This is a genomic window from Thermoanaerobacter siderophilus SR4, assembly GCF_000262445.1.
Taxonomy (GTDB): Bacteria; Bacillota; Thermoanaerobacteria; order Thermoanaerobacterales; family Thermoanaerobacteraceae; genus Thermoanaerobacter; species Thermoanaerobacter ethanolicus.
The window spans coordinates 1,624,746-1,644,060 of sequence record NZ_CM001486.1 but is presented as its reverse complement, the minus strand read 5'-3'; the positions used below and the strand labels follow the sequence as shown (position 1 = coordinate 1,644,060).

At 35.1% G+C, this 19,315-nt stretch carries 14 protein-coding genes and 1 pseudogene; all 15 read right to left on the bottom strand.

All coding sequences use genetic code 11. The features are described from left to right. Window positions 1-889 precede the first annotated feature (889 nt). The 15 genes and pseudogenes from gatB to murI all read right to left on the bottom strand — a co-directional run bounded on the left by gatB (window position 890) and on the right by murI (window position 19,246). Entirely contained in the window at window positions 890-2,317 is a 1,428-nt protein-coding gene (gatB, locus tag THESIDRAFT1_RS08025) for an Asp-tRNA(Asn)/Glu-tRNA(Gln) amidotransferase subunit GatB (protein WP_003870484.1), read from the bottom strand. Continuing rightward, entirely contained in the window at window positions 2,317-3,783 is a 1,467-nt protein-coding gene (gene gatA / locus THESIDRAFT1_RS08020; RefSeq protein WP_006570056.1) for an Asp-tRNA(Asn)/Glu-tRNA(Gln) amidotransferase subunit GatA, read from the bottom strand. Before gatA ends, gatB begins: the two co-directional genes overlap by 1 nt. Before the next feature lie 12 nt (window positions 3,784-3,795). Beyond that, window positions 3,796-4,083: an Asp-tRNA(Asn)/Glu-tRNA(Gln) amidotransferase subunit GatC gene (gene gatC, locus THESIDRAFT1_RS08015; protein ID WP_003868770.1), complete on the bottom strand. Its 288-nt coding sequence runs from the start codon at window positions 4,081-4,083 to the stop codon at window positions 3,796-3,798. Window positions 4,084-4,157: 74 nt separating this feature from the next. After that, window positions 4,158-6,146: an NAD-dependent DNA ligase LigA gene (ligA, locus tag THESIDRAFT1_RS08010; protein WP_006570055.1), complete on the bottom strand. Its 1,989-nt coding sequence runs from the start codon at window positions 6,144-6,146 to the stop codon at window positions 4,158-4,160. A 17-nt stretch (window positions 6,147-6,163) separates the two neighbouring features. Further along, entirely contained in the window at window positions 6,164-8,299 is a 2,136-nt protein-coding gene (pcrA, locus tag THESIDRAFT1_RS08005) for a DNA helicase PcrA (RefSeq protein WP_006570054.1), read from the bottom strand. 37 nt (window positions 8,300-8,336) lie between these two features. Then, a complete protein-coding gene (locus tag THESIDRAFT1_RS08000; RefSeq protein WP_003868774.1) occupies window positions 8,337-8,639 on the bottom strand; it encodes a YerC/YecD family TrpR-related protein in 303 nt (100 codons plus the stop codon). Window positions 8,640-8,943: 304 nt separating this feature from the next. Further along, on the bottom strand, window positions 8,944-9,261 hold the full coding sequence (locus tag THESIDRAFT1_RS07995; protein WP_003870489.1) for a PTS sugar transporter subunit IIA: 318 nt from the start codon (window positions 9,259-9,261) through the stop codon (window positions 8,944-8,946). 21 nt (window positions 9,262-9,282) lie between these two features. Further along, window positions 9,283-10,599: a PTS sugar transporter subunit IIC gene (locus tag THESIDRAFT1_RS07990; RefSeq protein WP_006570053.1), complete on the bottom strand. Its 1,317-nt coding sequence runs from the start codon at window positions 10,597-10,599 to the stop codon at window positions 9,283-9,285. Between the two features lie 12 nt (window positions 10,600-10,611). Further along, the gene (locus THESIDRAFT1_RS07985) at window positions 10,612-10,938 is read right to left on the bottom strand and encodes a PTS sugar transporter subunit IIB (RefSeq protein ID WP_003870491.1); all 327 of its coding nucleotides are present in this window, start codon (window positions 10,936-10,938) and stop codon (window positions 10,612-10,614) included. A gap of 27 nt (window positions 10,939-10,965) precedes the next feature. Further along, window positions 10,966-11,205: a hypothetical protein gene (locus THESIDRAFT1_RS07980; protein ID WP_006570052.1), complete on the bottom strand. Its 240-nt coding sequence runs from the start codon at window positions 11,203-11,205 to the stop codon at window positions 10,966-10,968. Window positions 11,206-11,218: 13 nt separating this feature from the next. Then, a complete protein-coding gene (locus tag THESIDRAFT1_RS07975) occupies window positions 11,219-13,300 on the bottom strand; it encodes a BglG family transcription antiterminator (protein ID WP_006570051.1) in 2,082 nt (693 codons plus the stop codon). Between the two features lie 529 nt (window positions 13,301-13,829). Continuing rightward, window positions 13,830-15,230, bottom strand: coding sequence for a [FeFe] hydrogenase H-cluster radical SAM maturase HydG (gene hydG / locus THESIDRAFT1_RS07970; protein WP_003870494.1), 1,401 nt, complete (start codon window positions 15,228-15,230; stop codon window positions 13,830-13,832). Window positions 15,231-15,302: 72 nt separating this feature from the next. Further along, window positions 15,303-16,858: pseudogene (gene spoVB / locus THESIDRAFT1_RS07965) on the bottom strand (stage V sporulation protein B). A 401-nt stretch (window positions 16,859-17,259) separates the two neighbouring features. Continuing rightward, entirely contained in the window at window positions 17,260-18,432 is a 1,173-nt protein-coding gene (locus tag THESIDRAFT1_RS07960) for a M20 metallopeptidase family protein (protein ID WP_006570049.1), read from the bottom strand. 19 nt (window positions 18,433-18,451) lie between these two features. Continuing rightward, complete coding sequence (murI, locus tag THESIDRAFT1_RS07955; protein ID WP_004402425.1) at window positions 18,452-19,246, bottom strand: glutamate racemase; 795 nt, start codon at window positions 19,244-19,246, stop codon at window positions 18,452-18,454. Window positions 19,247-19,315 lie beyond the last annotated feature (69 nt).

The following is a 19,315-nucleotide window of genomic DNA, read 5'->3' as shown; positions in this document are numbered from 1 at the left end:
CGGTATATCTTTGTACCTCGTTTCTTCCATCTTCCGACGCCGATGATATACTATGCACTTCCGTTGTCTTTTGAAATTCCATTTCTCTATTCAACGGATAGCCTCTTTGTTGAGTTGTCTGCAGTCTCTGCATATCTTTCGAGTCCATAAGATTTCCAAAACCTCCTAACGTTCGGTCCTTCCTTATCTATTCATGTCTAGATAAGTACTATGACCTCTGCTGACTTCTCAAGGTTCAACCATACATCACTGTATGGGTTGTCACTTCAGATTTTACTTCCATGACTTATCCTTGAGACCTCCCCGGGTAAGAACGATAACTTTCATCTCATATATCTGCCAGATTTACTGTATGGGATTCGGGTAGTGTTGGACTTCGTTTTGTTACGCAAACTCATCCATCCCAATTCAGCCTCTTATCTGGTTCTTGTTCATCAGACCGAGATTTTGCCTTAAGCTTCCTTCAGATTCCACCTCACGATGGACACCCTTGCTCTTGGCTAGTGGTTCCCACTACCAAGCCCACAGCGGACTTTCACCGCCTAGTTATCGCCCATGCCGGGCGCACATAAAAAATAGCCTACACTTTGTGTAGGCTACAGACTGTAGACAAATTTTCGTAAAGGAGATATTTTGCATAAGGAGCGACTTGTTACAAAGCGGTAACAAAACTTAGCAAGACCGAGGGTGGAGGCAGGGCCGAAGCCATGGATGGCGAAGGCGGGCACCTTAAGGCATGGATGCCGATTGTGCCCGGTACCCTGCCGGAGCCTGAAGGACGAGCTTTAGTTTTGTCGCTTTGGAACATCGGAGCGACGATGCAAAATATCTCCTTTGAATATTTTTTAACTTTGTCAACAAACTGTAGCCTACACTTTGTGTAGGCTACTTATTTCGACAATTCTTCTTTTAAGATTTGATTAGTAAGCTGAGGATTTGCTTTTCCTTTTGTCGCCTTCATAACTTGCCCTACTAAAAAGCCCATTGCTTTCTCTTTGCCGTTTTTGTAATCCTCTACTGATTTAGGATTTTCTGCTATGACTTTTTTGATAATTTCTCTTAATTCATTCTCATTAGCTATCTGTTTCAATCCTTTTTCTTCTACTATTACCTCTGGCTCTTTCCCTGTACCAAACATCTCTTCAAAAACAGTTTTAGCAATGGATCCGCTTATCACACCGTTATCAATTAATTTAAGCAACTTTACTAACATTTGCGGTGTTACTGGTACTTCGTCTATTTCTTTTCCTGTCTCATTCATGAGGCGAGAAAATTCTCCCATAAGCCAATTGCTTACAGTCTTTGGAGAATCATATTCGAGAACGCACTTTTCAAAAAAGTCGGCCATTTTCTTTGAAGAAGTTATAATTTTAGCATCATATTCAGGCAAACCGTACTCAGCAATAAATCTTTCTCTCTTGTGGTGTGGCATTTCAGGCAAAGACTTTCTAATCTCTTCTTTCCACTCATCTGTTACAATTATTGGAACTAAATCTGGTTCAGGGAAATACCTGTAGTCATGAGCTTCTTCTTTTGTCCTCATAGGCTCAGTAATTCCTTTTGACTCATTCCATCTTCTTGTCTCTTGTACTATTGTTCCGCCTTCTTCTAAGACTTTTATCTGTCTTTTTATTTCATATTCCAACGCCTTTTGAACGGCTTTAAAAGAGTTTAAATTTTTAAGCTCTATTTTTGTCCCTAATTCAGTACTTCCCACAGGCCTCACAGACACATTTGTATCAACTCTTAAAGAACCTTCCTGCATTTTGCAGTCAGAAACTTCGGTATACTCTAAAATGCTCTTTAATTTTGTTAAGTATTGATAAGCTTCTTCAGGTGTAGACATATCTGGTTCAGAAACTATTTCAATGAGAGGCACTCCTGCACGGTTGTAATCTACTAAAGAACCATCTGTATTTTCATGTAGCAACTTTCCAGCATCTTCTTCAATGTGTATCCTCTTTATTCCTATTTTCTTTGTCTGCCCATCTACTTCAATTTCTACATACCCGTTGCTGCACAAGGGAAGGTCATATTGAGAAATCTGATAAGCTTTGGGTAAGTCAGGATAAAAGTAGTTTTTTCTGTCCATCTTGCTGAAGTTTGCAATTGTGCAGTTTAAAGCAAGTCCCGCTCTTACAGCATATTCTACAACTTTTTTATTTAAAACTGGTAAAGTGCCGGGAAGTCCAAGACATACCGGACATACGTGGGTATTAGGTTCACCGCCAAATTTGGTAGTACAGCTACAAAAGATTTTGCTCTCTGTCAAAAGTTCGGCATGGACCTCTAAGCCAATCACTGCTTCGTACTTCATTATCTTGCACCTCCTATGGCCTGTGGTTTAGCATTAAATTTGTTAGCTTGTTCAAAGGCATAAGCGACATTTAATATTTTCCCTTCGTCAAAATGTCTGCCAATTATCTGAAGTCCAACAGGTAAGCCATCTGAAAGACCACAAGGTATGGATATGCCAGGGAGCCCCGCTATGTTAACCGATACAGTGTATATATCCGCTAAGTACATGGCTAACGGGTCGTTTGCCCTTTCTCCAATTTTAAAAGCTACAGTAGGACTTGTTGGACCTATTATTACATCGCATTTTTCAAAAGCTTTTTCAAAGTCATTTTTAATGAGAGTTCTGACCTTTAATGCTTTTTTGTAATAAGCATCATAATAACCAGAGCTTAAAGCATAAGTCCCTAGCATTATTCTTCTCTTTACTTCTTTGCCAAATCCTTCGCTTCTCGTAACCATGTACATGTCAATCAAATCTTCATATTTTTCTGCAATATGGCCGTATCTTATGCCATCATACCTTGCAAGGTTGGAACTAGCCTCTGCCGAAGCGATTATATAATAAGCTGGAAGAGCATATTCTACATAAGGAATAGATATATCTATGATTTCTGCTCCTAAATCCTGTAAAACTTTTATGGATTCTTGTACAGTTTCTTTTACTCCTTCTTCTATTCCTTCGCCAAAAAATTCTTTAGCCACTCCTATCCTCAAACCTTTAATATCTTCTTTGAGATAAGAAGTGTAATCAGGCTTGTCTATTTTTAAAGAAGTAGAGTCTTTGGGGTCATGCCCTATAATTGTATTTAATACAATAGCACAGTCTGTAACATCTTTTGTAAAGGGCCCAATCTGGTCAAGTGAAGAAGCAAAAGCTACAAGGCCATATCTTGACACCAATCCATAAGTAGGTTTCATCCCTACTACACCGCATAAAGAAGCTGGTTGTCTTATAGAACCACCTGTATCTGAACCCAAAGCAAAAGCCGCCTCGTCTGCCGCTATAGCTGCTGCAGAACCACCAGAAGACCCTCCTGGAACACGGGATAAGTCCCAAGGATTTTTTGTAGTTTTAAAAGCGGAATTTTCTGTAGAAGACCCCATTGCAAATTCGTCTAAATTGGATTTTCCTAAAATTATCACTCCTTCTTCTAGTAATTTTTCCACTACTGTGGCATTATAGGGAGGAATATAGTTTTCTAGCATCTTAGAAGAACAAGTGGTTTTTATTCCCTCAGTAGAAATGTTGTCCTTTATTATGACAGGAATGCCTGTAAGGGCCGTGTCCTCTCCCTTTTTGATTTTCTCATCTGCCTCTTTTGCTTTTTGCAAGGCAAAATCCTCTGTAATTGTGATAAGAGCATCTATTTTAGGTTCTACTTCTTTTATTCTTTCAAGATAGGATTTTGTCACTTCCAAAGCGCTGACTTCTCTCTTTTTGAGAAGTTCTCTAAGTTCGTGAATTGTCAAACTATATAATTCCATTTATGTACCTCCTCATTCTATAATCTTTGGCACTTTAAAACAGCCGTTCTCTTTATAAGGTGCATTCATCAATATTTTGTCTCTGTCCATTGAAGGCTTTACTTCGTCTTCTCTAAATACATTATGGATTGGCACTATATGAGCTGTAGGCTCTACATTTTCAGTGTCCAATTCGTTTAATTTGTTTACATAGTCGATAATTTTGCTCAGTTGCACTGTAAACTCTTCTATTTCCTCTTGCGAAAATTTGAGACGGGCCAGTTTAGCCACATGCTCAACTTCGCTCCTGCTAATAGCCATGTTACCACACCTTTCCTTTATTATTCACATCTTATAGTTTACCACAAAAACATATTTTTTGAAGGATAGAGTTTTTAAATATTTTCACCTTTTAGCATTTCTTCAAATTGTTTTTCATCAATTATCTTTATTCCTAATTCTTGGGCTTTTTTAAGTTTAGAACCAGGATCTTTACCTACTAATACATAGTCCGTTTTTTTACTTACTGAATTTGTAACTTTTCCACCTCTTTCTTCAATCATTCTGGTAGCTTCTTCTCTCGTGTAATTTTCCAACGCTCCTGTCAAAACAAAAGTTTTCCCTTCAAATATGTTGCTTACTTTTCCTTTTGAAAGTTTTTTCATGTTTACTCCAGCATTTTTAAGTTTTTCAATTATCTCTACATTTTGTTTTTCTGCAAAAAAGGAAACTATGCTTCTTGCCATCTTAGGTCCTATGTCAGGCAAATGTGTAAAGTCTTCAAATTTTGCCTTCATGATATTGTCCATTGTCTTAAAATGCTCAGCAATCACTTGGGCAGCTTTACTGCCTATTAAGTTTATACCCAAGCCAAAGAGCAATCTATCTAAATCTCTTGTTTTGCTTTCTTCAATAGCATTTAATAAATTTTTAACAGATTTGTCCCCCATTCTTTCTAATTGTATTAAATCTTCGTATTTAAGATAATACAAATCTGCTATGTTGTGAATTAGACCTTTTGACAAAAGCTGATTTATTATAGCTGGCCCCAATCCTTCTATATCCATTGCATCTTTTGAAGCAAAGTGGATAATGCCTCTTAGAAGCTGTGCAGGACAATTTAGACCTGTGCAACGCCTTATAGCCTCCCCCGGAAGCCTCACAGCTAAAGCACCGCATTCAGGGCATCTATCTGGCATTACAAACTCTCTTTCTTGTCCAGTCCTCTCTTCTTTTACCACTTCTACTACTTCAGGAATGATTTCTCCCGCTTTTTGAACTATTACCGTATCTCCTATCCTTATGTCTTTCTCTTTTATGTAATCTTCATTATGAAGTGTAGCTCGGCTCACAACTGAACCTGAAATAGTTACAGGCTCTAATATAGCTGTAGGAGTAAGAGCTCCAGTCCTTCCTACTTGAACTATTATATCCAAGACTTTTGTCTTTTTCCTCTCTGCAGGATATTTAAAAGCAATAGCCCACCTGGGGTCTTTTGCAGTCTGTCCTAAAATTTCTCTCTTTTCAAGGTCATTTACTTTTACAACTGCTCCATCAATGTCGTAAGGCAGCTTATCTCGTAAGTTTCTTATCTCTTCTATTTCTTTTATTACTTCATCTATATTGCTACATTTTTTATGAATTGGTATTACTTTAAATCCTTGTTCTTTCAAAAATTCTAATGTCTCTATGTGAGTTTTAAATTTTCTACCCTCAATCTTCTGAAGGTTAAAAATAAAAATGTCTAAATCTCTTTTCGCCGTCACTTTAGGATCTAATTGCCTTAAAGAACCTGCTGCAGCATTTCTGGGATTTGCAAAAAGGCTTTCCCCTAATTTTTCTCTCTCCTCATTTAATTTTTCAAAAGAAGTGCGGGGCATGAAGACCTCTCCTCTTACAACAAGGCTCACATCATCCTTAAGTCTTAAAGGAATTGACTTTATAGTCTTTAAATTTTGTGTGACATTTTCTCCTACGATCCCGTCTCCTCTTGTAGAACCTACAGTAAATATGCCATTTTCATAAATTAGTTCCACAGATAAGCCGTCAATTTTTAATTCTACTACGTACTCTACATCTCCCACTGCCTCTCTTACTCTTCTGTCAAAGTCTCTAAGTTCTCCCTCAGAAAAAGCATTAGCCAAACTTAACATTGGAACTACATGGGTAAAAGGCTGAAATTCTTTTAAAGGCTCCCCACCTACTCTTTGGGATGGAGAGTCTGGAGTTTTAAGCTCTGGATATTTTTCTTCTAATTCTATAAGTTCTCTCATCAGCATGTCGTACTCATAGTCTGAAATCTCTGGTTGGTCCAAAACGTAATATCTGTAATTGTGATAATTTATTTTTTCTCTCAATTCCTTTATCCTTTCTTTTGGCTCCATAATCCAACCTCCACAACTTAAGAAATAGCTTTAATAGGAGCAAACTTTAAGTCTAACTTTTTTATGCCCACATTTGGAAAGGCAACTGTAATCTCTTCTCCTTCTACTTTTACTACAGTACCTATCCCCCATATTTTATGCTCCACTTTATCTCCTAAATTATATTGAGCCTTTTCATAAGTTTTCCTTTCTACATAGCTAGATACAGGCCTATACTCTTCTCTTGGCTTTGATAACTCATGGTATCTTACTAAAAACCTCTCAGGTATTTCGCTTATAAAACGGGAATAGGAGCTGTACTGAGATTTGCCGTATAAATTTCTCCTCCTCGCATAGGTCAAATAAAGTTTTTCTTTAGACCTCGTAATACCAACATAACAAAGCCGTCTTTCCTCTTCTAATTCATATTCATCTGTAAATGACTTAAAAGAAGGAAATACCCCTTCTTCCATACCTACCATAAAGACTACTGGAAACTCTAATCCTTTTGCAGAATGTAAAGTCATGAGAACAACGCTTTCTCCAATCTCTCCAGCCAAGTCAATATCAGAAACCAATGTTATGCCGGACAAAAATGCTTCTAAAGATTTGTCCTCTGAAGACTCTTCAAATTCATAAGCCGCATTTAAAAACTCATTTAGGTTTTCTATTCTTCCCTCTGCTTGCTCTGATTCTTCTTTTTCTAACTCCTCTATATATCCAGTCTCTTCTAAAATGTAATTTATTACTTCACTGACAGTCATTGTATCTTTTTTATCAATTAATTCTAAAATAAACTCCTTAAATTCTAAAAGGCTATTTTTAGCCCTTTGGCTTACTTTTGCATCATCTATTGCAAAAAAAAGACTGGTGTCTTTCTCCAAAGCTGTAGCCTCTAATGCTTCAATGGTTGCAGCTCCAATACCTCTTTTAGGAACGTTTATTATCCTTTTAAAAGATATGTCATCATAAGGATTTACAAGTATACGCAAATAGGCAATTATGTCTTTTATTTCTTTTCTGTCGTAAAACCTTAAAGCTCCGACCACTTTGTAAGGAATTCGCACCCTCATTAAGGCTTCCTCAAAAGCACGGGACTGGGCATTTGTCCTGTATAAAATAGCAAAATCCCTAAAACTTCTATTTTCTCTTTCTTTTAAGTTGATTATTTCCTGTATAACAAATTCCGCCTCTTCCCTCTCATTCTCTAATTCACAGAGAATTATCCTTTCTCCTTCTTCATTATTTGTCCATAAAGTCTTTTTCTTCCTTCTTATATTATTATCTATGACATAATTGGCAGCTTCCAATATTGTTTTGGTAGAACGATAGTTTTGCTCTAATTTTATAACTTTAGCCTCAGGATAATCCTTCTCAAAGTTTAATATGTTTTTTACATCTGCCCCTCTCCAACCATATATGCTTTGGTCATCATCGCCAACCACACATAAGTTTCTGTATTTCTGGGCTAACATATTCACAAAATGGTATTGAGGCATATTTGTGTCTTGATATTCATCTACCATTATGTATTTAAATTTTCTCTGGTAAAAGTCTAAAACTTCGGGACTTTCCTTAAAAAGTTCAATAGTTTTTATAATTATGTCATCAAAATCAAGGGCATTGTTTTTCTTTAACTTTTTTTGATATAATTTGTATATTTCACTTATTTTCTTACTTCTATACTCATTTCCAAAAACATAAATATACTCTTCAGGAGTTACCATTTTATCCTTTGCAGAAGAAATAGCATTTAAGACAGTTTTCACAGGATACTGTTTTTCACTTAAATTTAGCTCTTTAAGGCATTCCTGTATTAAAGCCTTTTGGTCAGTAGTATCAAATATGACGAAATTTCTGTCATAGCCTATTTTGTCAATATCTCGCCTTAAAATTCTCGCACAGGCAGAATGGAAAGTAGATACCCATAGGTCACCTATATAACCTAATAAATCTTCTACTCTTGTTTTCATTTCTTCTGCCGCTTTATTTGTAAAAGTGATAGCCAGTATGTTAGAAGGGGATACTTTTTTCTCTTTTATAAGATAAGCAATTCTATGAGTTAGGACGCGAGTCTTGCCGCTTCCAGCTCCCGCTAATATCAAAAGAGGTCCTTCTGTAGTCATAACTGCTTCTCTTTGTTTGTCGTTGAGGTTACCTAATATGTTGTTCATTTTTTTCACTCCAATTTAGTCTTAAAAAAGCCCGGTTTTAATCCCGGGATTCTGTTTCTAATCTATCTAATATAATTTTATATCCATTTGCTCCATAATTCAATGCCCTATTTACTCTGCTTATGGTAGCAGTACTTGCTCCTGTCTTTTCTGCAATTTCTATGTAAGTCTTCTTTTGGCGAAGCATTTTTGCAACTTCCAATCTCTGCGCTAATGCCTTTATTTCATTTATTGTAGCAATATCTTCAAAAAACCTGTAACATTCCTCTATGTTTTTAAGTTTTAAAATGGCCTCAAATAACTGGTCTACCAGTTCATCCTTAATTTTGGATTCGTACATAACCAATCCCTCTTTCAAAAATAATTTAATTGTTTACAAATATATTGTACTTAATACACAGACAAATTTCAATACTTTAAAGTGATTTTTTATAACGTATACAAAATTAAGATGTAAGTGATATTGTAGACAAAAGGGCTGTATTTCCAATATCAGATAGTGAATTTCATGGCTTTGCTTTGCCACCCCTTAAGAAGGCAAAGTAAAAGGATTGTTTAGAATAGCAAGAGTAGATGACAAAAATGAAAAATGATGGTATAATTATAAAAAATACTACCCGGATTTCCGGGTAGTAAGTAGCTGCTTATTTTTGTCTTTTTTCTAATTGATTGACTCTTTTATAGAGTTCAATCATTCTTTTTATTAAGTTTTTTTCAGCAAGGGCTGTCATAAGCTGGTCTTGAGCATGAATTACTAGGAAATTAGGAGCTTCACTTTGCTCTCCTTGTGTCAGCATATTTTGGTATTTATGCCCTTCATAAAACTCTTCATCTGCTTTTTCAAGATGCTTCTCAGCTTCTTCAAAATCTCCTCTTTCGGCTGCATCCAATGCTTCATAAGCTTCCGCTCTTGCATTTCCTCCATGCAATACTAAGTTGTATATTATTTGTTCTAAGTCCATTAGTTTCACTCCCATCACAAATTATTCTTGGTCTTTTACTTCTTTTTCGTTCTTTAAAAGTTGAGCTTCATACATTTTAAAGAAGGGATAATATATAATCGCTGTTACAATTAAATTTACCAGCTGCAATAAAGCTCCTTGCCAATGGCCACCGGAAGATAAAAATCCGCTTATAAAAACTGGAACTGTAAAAGGCAATTGTATTAAAGGTCTGGGTACTAAGTTTACAGCAAAGGCAAAGTAATTTATTGTTACAACAGCTGCTGGAGCTAATATAAACGGAATAATTAGTATTGGATTTAACACAATAGGAGCACCAAAAATCAATGGTTCGTTTATATTAAATATTGCAGGTATAAGCTCAGCTCTTCCAATTGTTCTAAGTTGTGCAGAAGCAGAGAGTAAAAACATTATTGTCAAAGGCCATGTAGTACCTGAACCGCCTAAGTGGGTAAACACATGGAAGAAAGGTTCAGTTACAATACCTGGTAAAGGCAGTCCTTTTGCTGCAGCCTCTGCATTTGCAGCCAATTGAGCCATCCAGAAAGGATAAGCAATTGAGGAAACAACATTCATACCGTGAATTCCTAATGACCACAAAAGCATCATGAGTATTATTTCAGCTAAAGCTGCAGGATAACTATTTGATGCAGCAACAAGGGGCTTAAATAAGTCAAGCACCAATTGTGGCAATGTTATATGGAAGTTTGCCCATACAATCCATTCTACAATCCACGCTGACACTATCATTACAAACATAGGAACTAATGCTAAGAAGCTTCTTACCACATAAGGTGGTACACCTTCAGGCATTTTTATTACCAAACCACTTTTGTTAAAGAATCTCACAACTATTGCACTAATTATGCCTATTATTATTGCTACAAACAAGCCTTGACCGCCGAGATAATTTAGTACATCTCCAAAAGTAACTTTTGTCACATCTGTTGCAGGAAAGCTTGTTATAAAAAACGCCAACATTGAAATAATTCCTGTCATCGTCTCGTCGAGGTCCCATCGTGTAGCAAGGCTATAAGCTGTACCAAAGGCTACCATCATAGCCATTATCCCAAAAGTAAGTTGGAAAGGTATCATGATTTGAGCTGCAATAGGTTTTACTGCTTTTGCCCATGCATGTATAGGTGCCCAATTAATTCCCTCTGGTGGATTTGCTATAATCAAGAAAAGCGCACCAGTCAAAATCACAGGCAAAGCAAAGCTTGAAAATGCGTCTCTAATTGACTGCAAATACACATTTTGTGCTATACGAGCAAGAACTGGCATTAAAGATTCTTCCATCCACTTCATAAACCAATTATTTGAAAGCCTATCGTTCATTTTATTCCCTCCTTAAACTTCTTTTCCACTTTTTTTAGCAAGCTCAATTATTTGATTTAATATTTTTTTGCCATCCATCATAGCAAAGGCCTGCATGTCGACTATATCAACAGGGATATTGTATTTAGAAGCGATTGATTCAATTTCTTTTTTGAGATGTCTTACTTGCGGTTCTAATAACGCTACATCGTATTCCTCTGCCTTCTTTTTGAACTCTCCTGTACCGCCAGCATCTACCACAACATCCAATCCTTGCTTTTTAGCTTCATCTGTTACTTTTTTAGCAAGTGCACTGGAAGTTGCTCCCCAGCTGCAGAGTATTACTCCTCTTATTGCCATCCTTCGCACCTCCTTTCAAAGATTATTTCATTTTTTCTTTTTAAGCTTTTTATGCTGTTTTAGTAGGTTGCTATCATAAAGTTGTATCATTTTTATGACATAAGTCTGTATTGCAAACACTATTAACATAAAGGCACTTCCAAAAGCCATTATTTTTAAGCCATTAAGGAAGCTATCATGAAACATGGCATAAAATCCTGTAGAAAACCATACTACCCCCAAAAGCAAATAAAATATTTTTCTTTGAACTCTCGATATGCTAAACATTTTTGATCCTCTCCTAAGTAATTATCCTTTTTATTTCTTCATAAAATTTTTTCAATAACACTTCTTTTATTTTTTCTTTGACCTCCTTTTGGGACTGTGCTTCGTTAAGAGTATTCACTAAATCTTCTCTTTCAATTAAAGACATACTTAAATCTCCCAAAACTTCAATTCCTTCTCTATCACCTTCTGGTGCTACCATTAAAAAAGCTGTCCTTATCTTTTCATAATCTCCTACAAGATTTTTCATTTTTACTTCCTCTATAACTTTCCCTACAACTACTAATGGAAAATCTATATTTTCAATTGTGCAATGATATATGACAAATCCTTTGTTTGGTAATACTATTTTACCTAAGCTTTCTCTTTTTAAAAGTCTTTCTTTTATTTGCTCCTTTTGATTTTCACTTATTAAACTTTTATCTATCAAATTCTTAAGAATATATTCTATTATTTGAGTAGACTTTTCACCTTTTACAGTCATGTAAGTTATGGTGTCGCATAGCTCTAAAATTCTCTTACCATAATTGGCTATGTGTAAAGCCTCTTTTTTAAAATTGCCTTCTTCTTCTTCTTTTATTCCATATTCCATAATAAAGTCTGTATTTAATGCCTTCTTTAGCTTTTCTACATCTTCCTTTAAAAGCAAGGGATTTACTACAACGACTTTTTTGTCTTTTATGTCAAGAGGTATTGTAGAAACAATTAAGTCTATATCATCTCTTACTTTTAAATCTCTTAGTTTTATGCTGGAGGTAACATCCACTATGTTTATTTGTGGAAACATCTGAAGTTTTGACATCAGCATCCTTGATGTTCCAATACCACTAGCACATACCACCATTATGTTGTACCTTTTTGCAGCCTCTTTTTTCCTCTCTAAAGCTGCACCAAAATGCATAGCAATATATCCAACTTCATCTTCTGGAATATCCATGTTTAATTTTTTTCGCAAAACATCGCAAACTCTATTGCTTTTTTCAAAGAGCAAAGGATATTTTGTTTTTATATCCTCCAACAAAGGGTTTCTTATGTCAAGCCCCATCTCCAATCTGTACACCGCCGGAACTAAATGACTCTTTAAGCCATCTTCCAAAAACTCATCTTCTGAAAAACTGACATCAAAAATTTTTTCTGCTTCCTTTATCATGTCCCGGGCAATAATCTCTATGTCTTTGTCATTGTAATTTTGAGTAGTTGACCTGTACTTTGCACCTATAAGGTGTATTGTCACATAGCCAATCTCATCTTCAGGTATAGGTATATCCAATTCTTCTTGTAAATATTTAGCTAACTTTTTAGCAAATTTGTATTCATTAGTTTTTTTAAGTTCCTGTAAATTGTCTTCACCCATTTCAATAGTTTCACCATTTTGAAGCCTTTTTATAGCCAAGGCAAGGTGAACGACAAGGCCTAAATAGGAACTTTCTACAATTTCATAGTCAATTTGTGATTTTAATTTTAAAATTGCCTTTTCTATTTTCAAGACAGTATCGTAGTCAATTAAGTTTAAAAGCCTCAAATCTATGTTTTTTTCAATATTGTTTTTTGCGAGATATCCTGTTTTTAAGAAATCAATCAAATCTGCAGTATCAAAATTCTCATACAAAAAGTTAGCTATAGCTTTTCTAAAAGAGTTTTCGCTTCCCGATATATAAACGCCATAACCCGGCTTTGTTATTAAAGTTAATCCCTGTTTTTCAATCCACTTTTCCAACTCTTTAAGGTCATAACTTATTGTAGAAGTGGTAACGCCAAATTTTTTGCTGAAATACTCTAATTTAGCAGGCTCATTTAGCTGCAAAAGCTCTGACAATATCATTTTTCTTCTCTCTTCTGTTTCAAACTCTGAACGATATCCTACTATATCCAGCTTTAGCTTCTCAATATCAGCAACATTGCCTTCTATAACCAACCCATCAGTTTTATTTACAATTTTTGAGTTGTAATTTTTAACAAATTCATTTATAGAAGCAATTTCTCTGTATACTGTCCTTTTGCTTATATCAAATTCTTTCATAATGTCTTCCATTCTTGTATTTGAAGAGGACAGTATTTTTCTTAAAATTTGCAGCTGGCGCCCACTTAGCTTATTCATTTTACATCATCACTTTTCTGTGACATTAATTTAATAATAGTATCTCTTTTTACGTCTATATTATACACCTAATCGCTAAATTAACAAGGAAAAGATGTAAATCATCTGACATTAGCATTGTGTCATATTTTTAATTGTAAAAATATATAAAATAAGACCTCGTGAAAGCGAGGTCTCAAACTGTAGACAAACCTTTTATATAACATGTTGGCATTTTGCATAAGTGTAGCGACTTGATAGCCCGGCACTCAACCGAAAATGTTAAAAAAGGAGAATAAGAGAAAAGACCAGCCCGTTCAGTTGAGTGCCGGGAAACTTAGCGAGGCTGAGAGGCGAAAGCGGGGCCGTAGCCTTGTGATGGCGGAGGCGGGCACTAAGTCAAGGATGACGAATGTGCCCGGAGCCCCGCTTGAGCCCGAGGACGAGCGCTAGTTTAGTCTGCGATATCACTGGAGCAAACTATGCAAAATGCCAACAGCGATAATATTTTGTCAACAAGCTAAAGCCTCCTTTTCACGAGGTTTTAAGTTTAAAAGAAAAGGTCTCTTTCTCCATTTTCTATTCTTTTTAGTCTTCTCTTTGTCTCTTCCCTTACAGTTATTGATGGAATTTTCTCTAAATTTACCGCTATTGCTTTTTCTCCAATTTCCTTAGTTTTTTCATCCCCGTAATCAATCAAAAACTCTTTGAAGGTTAGTATCGCATTAGGTAGACAGAAGTTGTGTATTTGCCCTGATTTCGCAAAGGTCATAAACCTGTCTCCTGTACGTCCCATTCTGTAGCAAGCAGTACAATAACTTGGAAGATACCCTTGTTCACACAAAGTCCTTAAAATTTCATTAGGGCTTCTTTTATCTTCTACCTCAAATTGTGGCTTTGAACCACCTTTTTTGGATATCTCTTCATGATATCCACCTACTCCTGTACAAGAACCGGCACTAATCTGAGAAATGCCAATGCTTATTACTTCTTCTCTAAATTTAGGCTTTTCTCTTGTAGACAAAATCATTCCAGTATAGGGCACTGCCATTCTTATGACTGCTACTAATTTTTTAAAGTCTTTATCTGATACAATATATGGAAATTTATCTATGGAAGTGTTAAGAGCTGGTCTAAGTCGCGGTACTGAAATAGTATGTGGCCCAACTCCAAATTTCTCCTCTAAATGGTTCGCATGATAAAGCATTGCAACAGTTTCGTATTTGTAATCATAAAGCCCATACAAAACCCCTAATCCTACGTCGTCAATACCTGCCTCCATAGCCCTGTCCATAGCAGTCAAATGATAGTCGTAATCGTATTTTGGTCCCTGTGGATGCATGTATTCATAAGTGGGCCTATGGTAAGTTTCTTGGAATAAAATATAAGTCCCTATTCCTACTTTTTTAAGTTTTTTGTAATTTTCTACAGTAGTCGCCGCTATATTGACATTTACTCTTCTAATACTTCCGTTTTTAAGTTTTGTATCGTATATCGTCTTTATTACATCGATAATATAATCTATAGGGCAATTTACAGGGTCTTCTCCAGCTTCAACCGCTAATCTCTTATGTCCCATCTCTTCCAAAATCTCAACTTCTCTTCTCACTTCTTCCATTGTAAGCTTTTTTCTTTCCTGCTCATTAGAATGTCTGTAACCACAATATCTACAGTTGTTTACACAGTAGTTACTTACATAAAGGGGAGCAAATATTACAATCCTATTTCCATATATTTCTTCTTTTATATACCTTGCTACTTTAAACATCTCATTGAGCAAATCCTCATCTTCTACATTTAAAAGTACCGCTGCTTCTTCAGGAGTAATGCCTTTTAGTTTTTTAGCTTTCTCTATAATTTCTAATGCATCTTTACTTGTCGCTTTTTTAGCCTTTTCCAAATCCTGTCTTATCTTTTCATCATCAATAAAATCCGCTTTTTCTTTTATCATACTTTATCTCCTCCCTCGCCCTCAGGAAAATCCCCTTGGGCTTAGTTTTATTTTTATTATATACTATAATTGTTAATTTTTCAACAAAATTATTTTTCTTAAATCCTCAATATAAGGTAGTTTCAACGCAGAGCAAAGCAGTAAATAGGCAGGAATTCCTATAAAAATTGATAAAAAAATATTTATCCACATATTAACATTAATTGTCAACAATTTACTGTGGATAATTATAACAATTATTCCCATAATTATTGATGCTGTTATCGGTTTTATAAGCCAATTTAAATAGTCTATTCTTAATCCTGTCATTTTTATGAGCTCAAACATATTTAGCATTAAAATAAGAGCATCGGCAAATATAAAGCTGTATATATATCCAAAAAGTCTAAGTTGTGGCATGGCGGTTAAGTAATACATACCTATAATACAGACTACCAACCATATAATAGAATTTTTTAAAACCACATTTTGCTTTCCTAATCCATGGAGAATGCTAGCCACCACCGCTTCTAAAAATGCGAATATACTTCCCATGGAAATCGCTCTCACAAAAGCCCCTACTCCTGGGGAAGAAGGATACAAAAGCTGAGAAATTTGCTCAGGAAGAGCTAAAAATAAAATTATAGCAGGAAAAGCTACTAAAGTAGTATAGCCAATTGCTTGGTTAATCCTAAGTCTTACAGTATCCCACTTTTTCAGAGCAGCTGCTTCAGAAACTGCAGGAAGGACAGTAGTGGAAAGACTTGAAGTTATAACTGCTGGCATGTATGCAAGAGGCACTGCCATACCTAACATTTTACCAAATTCAGACATCGCTTCACTGTGAGTGAGACCTGAGACAACAAGTCTTGAAGGAATTATTAAAGATTCTGCTAAATCCAACACATTTACAATTAATTTTGAAAAAGTTATAGGTATGGAAGTAATCACTAATGTTTTTGCTATAGAAAAAATATCCCATTCTTTTCCATTATAAGTCATTTCTTTATTTATAATTTTTACTTCCCTTTTATAAAAAAGTATGTACATAAGAAAACTGACAATTTCACCTGCAGATATGCCAAATATAGCTATCGCTACTAAATATTCAAGTTTAGCTCCTGTAAAAAGCTGTATTAAATATAAAGTTGTTGATACCCGTACTATCTGTTCAACAATTTCTGAAACTGAAGCAGGTATCATATTTATAACTCCTTGAAAAAATCCCTTAAACACTGATGAAGAAGCAACAATGATAAGCACCGGTGCAAAAATGAGAATTGATAAAAGTGCTCTTGGTTCGTGAAGTAACTTTTCAGCTACGTACTTAGCATTAAAAAATAGCAACGAAGAAATGATAAAAGCAATTATCAATACTATCAAAAAAGTAATTTTTAAAATTTTAAACATATTTTTTTGTTTCCTTTTGCTCTTTCTTCTGAAATAAAGCGAGAAGTGACAGCCATCGTACCAGAGGTTAAAAAAGTTATTGAAACAAAATATATAGGAAGAACTAATTGATAAATACCCGTACCTTCCGGGCCTAACATATTTGATAAAATTATTCTAAAGATAAATCCAATGCCTCTGTCTATAATATTGGCAATAGTTAATATAAAAGCACCGCGAATAAAAGACCTATTGTGCATAAACAACACCTCACAATAGTTTATTCGCAGTGCTTTTTATATATGAAAAAAACCGGCAGTATGCCGGCAGTAAAGGGGGATTAGGGGGAGAAATTTTTAAGTACATAAAATTGAGGGGGGTTAAGATTTACACATTCCTAAGGCTTCCTCTCACTTATTGGCAGAGGTGATAAACTCACATTACCTCTCTTCCGACAAATATTATGCATCATTTGATGAAAAATGTCAAGATTTGATTTAAATATTTTTTTACATGAAATTTTTCCTGCAGTTTTGTAAAATTATTAATCACTGCAAATAAATAAAACTGCAGTAAACCTTTTTCGTAAGTTTTAAAAGAATATTTATAAATAAATCCCCGTCATTTTTTCCAAATATTTTTTAATCCTTCAAAAAATTTTTTAACCATTTGAGTTTAAATATTTTAAAACTGTAGAGACGTGTACAGCAAGGCCAATTTTAATACACTCCTCATCGATATTAAATTGGTTGTTATGTATAGGTTTATCTATTCCTTTTTCTTTATTGCCACACCCTAATTTATAAAAACTGCCAGGGACTTTTTGCAAGAAATAAGCGAAATCTTCTACTCCCATTGTTGGTGCCACTTCTATTACATTGCCTTCCCCTAGCAAAGGAAAAGCAGTTTCTTTTATGAGGTCTGTCATACCTTTGTGATTTACAAGGCAAGGATACCCTATCGTTCTTTTAAATTCTACTTCTCCTCCCATAGCTTTTGCTGTGTTATCGCAAATCTTCTCCACCATCTCAACTATCTCATCTCTTTTTTCTTCTTCCATCATTCTTATAATTCCAGACATCCTCACTTTGTTCGCTATTATATTTCGTGCATATCCTCCTTCAATAGTCCCAATAGTTAGCACTATAGGGCTTAATGGATTAGCTTTTCTGCTAACAACAGTTTGGAGCATATTTACAATATTAGCAGCAATCACTATGGCATCCACCGATTTATGAGGCTCAGCCCCATGACTGCTTTTGCCTTTTACAATTATGTCAAACATATCTGATGAAGCATAGGCTTTTCCATAGGTTATCCCTATTTGCCCTACTTGAAGTTCTGGGTCTACATGTAGTCCTATTATAGCATCAACTTTAGGATTTTCTAAAACTCCTTCTTCAATCATCGGAAGAGCTCCCCCCGTTGTTTCTTCCGCTGGTTGAAATATAAACTTAACATTTCCCTTTAACTTATCTCTCATATTTGCCAAAAGTTTAGCAGTACCAAGAAGTATAGCTGTATGAACATCATGCCCACAAGCATGCATTCTTCCTGGAATCTGCGATGCATATTCTACATCATTTTCTTCTTGAATTGGAAGAGCGTCCATATCTGCTCTTATAGCTATCGTCTTGCTTCCATTGCCTTTAAGGGTCCCCACAACGCCAGTTTTAGCAATTCTCTTTACTTCAATCCCTAAATTTTTTAAATAATCATAAACAATTTCAGAAGTTTTTGTTTCTTCAAAACCTAATTCAGGGTACATGTGTATTTTTCGCCTTAATTCTATTACTTCTTTTTCTACTTTTTCAGCCTCTTTGAAAATATCCATCCTAAATCCCACCTGTTTTTTAATATTTTTCTATGTCTACATGCAAAACATTCTCAATTTTCTCGCCTAATAGCATTTCTGCCGTTTTGATAAAATTATCTTTATCTCCACTTACAAAAAATTCTGCCTTACCCCTGATTTGAGGATTTAATAAATCTTTCTTTAATAAATAATCTTTCACATCATAGGCTAATTTAATTGCAGGGTCTACTATTTTTACATTTTCCCCCATTATCTCTTCTATAACTGAAGCCATTAAAGGATAATGGGTACAACCTAAAACAAGAGTATCTATATCTTTTTCTTTCAATTCTTTTAAACACTTGCTAGCAGTTTCATAGGCTATTGGCGAATTATATAGCCCTTTTTCAATAAGTGGGACAAACTCAGGACATGCCTTTTGGTAAACTTCAATATTTTTATCAATAATTTTTATATTCTTTTCATAGCTTTTGCTTTCAACAGTTCTTGTAGTTGCAATAACACCTATTTTTTTATTTATAGTGTATAGGGCAGCGCTCTCTGCCCCTGCTTTTAAAACATCAAAAAGAACCACATCATATTCGCTTTTATTTATAACTGCACAAGTAGTATTACAAGCTATTACTACAGCTTTTACTTTTTGCTCTCTCATAAAATTTAAAATCTGTTTTGCAAATTTTTTTATCTCTTCTTCACTTCTATCGCCATAGGGAACTCTTTTTGTATCACCAAAGTAAATATAGTCTTCTCCTGGTAAAACCTCAACAAGTCTTTTTAGTACTGTAAGTCCTCCTACTCCAGAGTCAAAAACACCTATTGGTCTTGAGTCCATTTCACCACACCCTAATAAAAATTTAAGCCAATTAATTATTCACACCATTGGTATTTATTATATCATAAT